Annotated in this window: 5 protein-coding genes; 3 read left to right on the forward strand and 2 right to left on the reverse strand. The window is 47.2% G+C overall.

Translation table 11 applies throughout. The features are described 5' to 3' along the window. Positions 1 to 69: 69 nt before the first annotated feature. Genes A1D16_RS13855 through A1D16_RS13865 form a run of 3 tightly spaced genes read left to right on the forward strand, consistent with a single transcriptional unit; the run spans position 70 to position 1,544 of the window. Positions 70 to 303, forward strand: a complete 234-nt coding sequence (locus tag A1D16_RS13855) for a VOC family protein (protein WP_290710484.1) — start codon at positions 70 to 72, stop codon at positions 301 to 303. Between the two features lie 5 nt (positions 304 to 308). After that, complete coding sequence (locus A1D16_RS13860; protein ID WP_290710486.1) at positions 309 to 872, forward strand: dihydrofolate reductase family protein; 564 nt, start codon at positions 309 to 311, stop codon at positions 870 to 872. A 39-nt stretch (positions 873 to 911) separates the two neighbouring features. Beyond that, entirely contained in the window at positions 912 to 1,544 is a 633-nt protein-coding gene (locus A1D16_RS13865) for an HNH endonuclease (protein ID WP_290710488.1), read from the forward strand. A gap of 12 nt (positions 1,545 to 1,556) precedes the next feature. Here the strand turns inward: A1D16_RS13865 and A1D16_RS13870 are convergent, their stop codons facing one another. Next, complete coding sequence (locus A1D16_RS13870) at positions 1,557 to 4,829, reverse strand: GH92 family glycosyl hydrolase (RefSeq protein WP_290710490.1); 3,273 nt, start codon at positions 4,827 to 4,829, stop codon at positions 1,557 to 1,559. Positions 4,830 to 4,921: 92 nt separating this feature from the next. Then, on the reverse strand, positions 4,922 to 6,075 hold a 1,154-nt coding region (locus tag A1D16_RS13875), incomplete at its 5' end, for a RagB/SusD family nutrient uptake outer membrane protein (protein WP_290710492.1).

Here is a 6,075-nt window from a genome sequence, read left to right on the forward strand (position 1 = left end):
TAGCCGAAAGCAAAGAGTTTTATTTGTTGTTACATACACCCGATCATCTCAGGGGCAATCAGCTTTTTATTGCCCGATCATCCTAGCCAGCAGCCCCTGTTTCACCCGGCTTTTGAAGGAAAAGGCATGTATGTAACGATTGAAACAGACCATGTAGACGAACTTTATAAAAAAATCACTGCGTTAAACCTGCCGATCCGGGTAGAACTGCGGGACGAGCCCTGGGGCGACCGGCATTTCGCCGTGCAGGATCCTAATGGAATTGGGATAGATTTAGTAACCTATTCATCACCTAATCAATAATAAAAATGCGCAAATTAAAACTGCAGGTACAAACCACGATAGATGGGTTTATGGGCGGCCCCAATGGAGAAATGGATTTTATTCATTTTCCCTGGACAAAAGATATTGAACAGTATGTAACCGACTTAACAGAACCGGTAGACAGTATTTTGCTGGGCCGAAAACTGGCCGAAGGATTTATTCCTCATTGGGCCGGTGTAGCGGCAGATGATACGAATCCTGAACAGGCTGCAGGCAAAAAATTTACCGATACACCCAAAATAGTGTTCAGTAACACGTTAAAAAATTCTCCCTGGGATAATACAACCGTTACTGCGGGTCCTCTTACCGACGTAGTTAATCAACTGAAACAGCAGGAAGGGGGAGATATAATTGTATATGGAGGTAACCGGTTTGTACAGGATCTTATCAAAGCTGAACTGATTGATGAACTGTATTTATTCATTAACCCGTCGGCCATCGGCAAGGGCATGCCTGTTTTTGGCAGCCTGGAGCAGAAAAAAGCGTATCAACTGCAGGATGCTATCAAATTTGATTGCGGAATCCTGGTATTGAAGTATAGTATTTAAACCGATAATTAATCGGTTTAAATACTATATTTTGCAGGAATGGCGCGCTGCTATTCCTGCAACAATACCCTCCATAAAAACAATCAGTCCTGGGAACATATTATTCCCAGTGCCCTGGGAAGCTCCATAAAAAGCAGGCGCTTACTTTGCCGTACCTGCAATGAAGCAGCAGGCCGTGAAATTGACAAAGCGTTGTATGATTTCTGCAAGCCCTGGATACTACAATACCAGGTACAACCAGCCCGATCAGCCAGAACTGATCCGTTTCAACCATGCCCGGGTACCCCCCTGCCGGTAAAAGATAGAGAGCAGGTAAATCGGGCAATCAGTAAAACCTGCTTTAATTTTTACTATTGGAAAAACCGGGCCCCTATTTCCGAGCCAACACCTTTGTTATGTCCGCATCTATTGGGATTAAGTACAGAATTTCTGGCAAGCAGGCCCTTTCACTGGATTGTTCTACTGGGAGACCCGCTTTGTAAGCTGCTGGTTGCGTATGTGGAATTATTTGGTGAAGCAGGATTTTTTGTACGGCTTTCCACCCATTACACGGAAAGGGCCATCCGGCAACTATTGGTGTACGATCCCTGCAACAAGCAACAAATAGGCAATTTACCCGAACCCGCTGTATGCCGGGTTTTTGATCAGGTAGGCAGGGGCTGGCATCATTAAGCGCAGGAGCAATTATTCCATCGGCAACATTTCTCCTTCAATTTCATCCGCCGTTAATGCCGCCGCAAAAACTTTGAATCCATTAATACGGCCGTTAAAATAGCGCTGATCCGGAAATTCTTCATTGCCGCCCAATACCCAGCGTAAGCGAGACGATAAATTTACCGCCCGATCAATTTCGAAAGAGCCGGCTTTAACACCATCTATATAAAGGGTATAGAGCCGGCCTTTGCAAACGGCGGCAATATGATGCCATTTGTTTTCCCAGTTTGCCGGCAGAGCTACATCACAGCTTCCCTGGCCCCAGCCGCCTGCAAAAAAACTGAGGGTTCGGCCGGTTTGCTGAATCACAATAAAGTCGCCTTTGGAAATTATATCTGCCATGCCCCGCTGCTTACCTGGTAAAACCCAGGCCATGACGGTGATTTCCTCTTCCAGTTCATCAAGACTGGCTGAATTTTCGAATTGTACGTATTCGATGGTTTGCGTACTGTTATCGCCCATAACCCTGGTTTCCTTTCGATAACTACCCTTATTTCCAAGCCCGGATAAGTCTGGCACTTGTTCGCCCGGCCTGATTTTACCCATCGCCACATCCAATACCATTTTATCAATCGTTCGTTCCACTGTTTTCACCCGGGCCGATTGTTGGCCTATTTCAATCAGTTGGATACCCAGGTTTTTTGGAATAAAACTGCTGCCTACCAGCTTACGTTCCCCGGGTTGCAATACCACGGTTTCTTCTTTAACCAGCAAGCCGTTGTTTTTGATGGCCACCAATGCCGTATCCAGGCGGCCCGTTTGGTTTTTAATGGTAAATAAAAGCTGGTGTTCTTTTCCAAGGGGGGCTAATGGTTTTGCATCCAGTTTTTCAATAACATAGCTATTGGCCGGTTCGCGGGGTGGAAGCGCCACCTGAACCAGTTGTGCACTGCCTTCATTAAGCCGTACCAGGTGGTTGCCTGGTTGGTAAAGTTGCAGGGCCACCGAATCCTGCAGGGTACTGTCTGCCGGCACCCAACAGTTTTTAGTACCATAGAGTTGATCATTTACCCATAGTTGAACAGGGTAAATGCCCGCTGCTCCCTTATTAGAAAGTGTAAATTGTATCCAGATGCTATCATTGGAATAAACATTTTTAGCCGCCGTATAAACCGCTTCCAGTTTGGCTTTCACAGGCAGCTCCGTTGCCGACCTGCCGGTAAAAACAGTTGCCTGAAAAGCAGCATTGGCCGGCTTTTCGCCCATTTTAAAGCGGAGGGTGCCAGCCTTGGCCAATTCCGCCTGCTGTAGGAACAACCGGTTAAGAGGCTGTCCGTCCAGTTCTACAGACTGCAGGTAAACTGCGCGCGATGAATTCTCCGGTGCCAGGATCGCCAGGGATCTATCGCCTGGTAACCGGATATGCATTTTTTGAAACAGGGGTGATCCGATCTCATACACCGGGGCACCAACGGCAACCGGGTAAAATCCCATGGCACTAAAAACAAACCAACTCGACATGGATCCGAGGTCATCGTTGCCGGGGATACCACCCGGACGGGCGAGAAATTTCTGTTGCATGATTTCGCGCACCCATGCCTGTGATACGGCCGGTTCGTCCGTAAAATTGAAGAGGTAAGGAACATGAAATGCAGGTTCATTGTCGAATAATAAAAGGCCGGTTGAGAGCGCAGAATCGAGTTTGGCCGAAAATTCAGCATCTCCTCCCATTAAGTTAACCAGTCCTCTTGCATCGTGCGGAACGACATAACTATAGATCCATTTATCGCCTTCTTTATACCCATTGCTTTCAGGTTCTTCAATAAAGCCGGTTCCTTTCCGGGGCACTATAAATCCGGAAGGGAAATGAAAAAGATTCCGGTAATTCAGGGCCCGGGGCGCATACAGGGCATAAGCTGCTGTATCGCCCAGTTCTTTGGCCATTTCTGCCATGATCCAGTCGTTATACGCAAATTCAACCGTTTTGGTAACGGATTCGGAAAAAGCTGCCGATACATATCCAAGCCGGGTATATTCCGCAAAATCAGGCTCTGCTAAACTGGAGTCGAGCGATGCTTTCATGGCTGTCCAGGCTTGCTGTATATCAAATCCTTTGATTCCTTTACGCCAGGAATCTAAAATTACCGGAAGGGAATGATAGCCGGTCATAGGGCCTTTTGGGAGCTTTCCGGTTTGGACAAAAACGTCCAGCATAGACCGGATCATATCTTCCTGAACGGCCGGTTGCAGTAACGTTAAAAGCGGGTGCAAACTGCGATAGGTATCCCAGGGTGAGAATTTTCCGTACTGATTTTTTCCTTTCGTCTGATAAATTTTTCCGCGGGCTCCTTTATACCGGCCATCCACATCCGAAATAATCCAGGGCACCAGGTAGGAATGGTAAAGTGCGGTGTAAAATTTTATTTTATTATCGGCAGATTCATCTTCGATGCTGATGGTATTAAGCAGATCAGCCCATCGTTGCTGGTTGATTTTTTTGAATTGATCAAATTCCCAATCAGGGCATTCGGTTTGCATATTTCGCATACTCCCGGCTTCGTCTACGGTGGAGAGCGAAATTTTCATTAGCAGTGAATTATCACCTGTTTTTTGTGCAAACGTGAGAATGGTGCCGTCTTCCACATTTTCCATGCCCATCATATCTGTTGGAAAGGAAAGCAAAAGGTTGAGGCGTTCGCTGTAAAGAAGCCGTTTAGAGCGGGGCGTAAGTTTGCCCATTTCACCCAGGTATACCCTTGGTAACACGCCCGTTGGAAACCGGAAGCGGAAAAGGCCTGTGTGCACAGCCGTGGTCATTTCGGCCGAGCCCTGGTCATCACTGAACTGAACCTGGTAATAACCGGGCGAAGCTTTCTCCTGTTCATGGCGGAACGGCCTTCCTGCCGAAGGTTTTTTACGAAACCTCGGATGGGCAAGTGGCAGCACTTTCATAGTACCGGCAGACCCGTTAGGATAACCGCTGCTATGGTTAGCGCAACTGAAAAAATAGATGGTTGAATCGCGGTAATCGTATCCTTTAAGATGGCCGGTTTTGGTTTCCGGGCTTAGTTGAACAAATCCCCAGGGTGCAACTGCACCCGGGTAAGTACCTCCTTCCGCACCCCATTTGGTGGGTTGCTCTGCATTGGTGGTTCCGATAAACGGGTTAACGAAGTCAAGCGGGTTAATTAATGGCTGGCCAGATACCGGGTTCGGATTATTTTGTGCCATTGAAACAATCGGTAAACTTGTTGCCTGTAAGCAAAACGATCCGACCAGGAAATAAAAAAGGGGCTTATTCATATAAGCCCCAAAATAAGGAATAAGTAGTTTTTTAAACCACGCCAACCGTTTGCGCGGTCTTCAATTTGCGCAAAAAAAGACCGGCCAGGTTATCAATAACCAGGATTTTGACTAAGGTTCGGGTTTACGCGGATATCGTTAAAGGGAATAGGGAATGCCCAGGAACGGGAATCTGCACCGGCAGAGCAATTATTTGAAGAAGAGCCGTCTGCCACACCGCATTCGCTTCGGTTAATGATCCTTGTGGTACGCTTCAGATCAAACCAACGATGGCCTTCCCCGAGGAGTTCTACCCGGCGAAGCAGTAAAATGGCGTCGAGCAGATCATCACCTGTTTCTGTACCTTCTTCTACCCCACGGGCAGCCCGAAGTTCATTCAGGTCATCCAGCGCTGTTGCATCGTCTAAATGATGCTTGGCTTCTGCACGAATCAGCATCATCTCTCCTGCCCTGAATACCTTAAAGCTGTTTACGCCTGCATATTTATCTACGATTGTCCGCTGGAAACCACCAATACCGGTTTGGTTAAACAGGATAATGCCCGCATCATCATAAGCACCTCCCAGATCTTTAATGACATTCGATAAAGGAGTAGCTACCCGGTAACTCGGGTTTCCGCCAGAAATGGCCCCTCCTGGTGTAAGTGCATTATCCGAAGGAATTGCCCAATATACTTCGCTCGATGGCGTGGCTTCATTGTTCCTTGAAAAAGCAGCCACATAACCGCTGGCATTGGTAAGTGGACGATTATTCAATGCTTCCGTAGCGTCATCGATTGCCGCCTGCCAGTTCTTTGCATAGAGATTGATCCGGGCACGCATGGCGTATACCACGGTTTGATCTATATAATAACGCGAGGAATTTCCGGAGGGATTACCTCCTGCATCAAATGCCACCAGCGCATCTTCCAGGTCATTGAAGATCTGATCGTATACTTCTTTTACGGTATTTCTGCCCGGCTGAATGGTAAGCGGGTTCAGGGGGTCAAAACTGGTAACATAAGGAATGGCCAATTCGGAGGAATTCCGATCATAAGAAGTGGCAAAATAACGGAGCAGGTCAAAATGAGCATGTGCGCGGATAGCCAATGCCTGTCCACGTATGGTTTTTGCGTCTGTTTCTGTATCGCCTGTTTCATATTTCGGTAATGCCTGTAATAAATTGTTCACCCTGGAAATGATTTCATAGGGCTGGCGAAAAGCCAGTTGAACAATGCCATTATCTGCATTATAGGCCAGTTCTGACA

Origin of the sequence: Flavihumibacter sp. CACIAM 22H1, assembly GCF_001601815.1 — a bacterium.
Classification (GTDB): Bacteria; Bacteroidota; Bacteroidia; order Chitinophagales; family Chitinophagaceae; genus Flavihumibacter.

Excerpts from the sequence above, each read along its gene's own strand:
- A1D16_RS13860 (WP_290710486.1), top strand. The coding sequence starts at position 309 with ATGCGCAAATTAAAACTGCAGGTACAAACCACGATAGATGGGTTTATG.
- A1D16_RS13865 (WP_290710488.1), top strand. The coding sequence starts at position 912 with ATGGCGCGCTGCTATTCCTGCAACAATACCCTCCATAAAAACAATCAG.
- A1D16_RS13870 (WP_290710490.1), bottom strand. The coding sequence starts at position 4,829 with ATGAATAAGCCCCTTTTTTATTTCCTGGTCGGATCGTTTTGCTTACAG.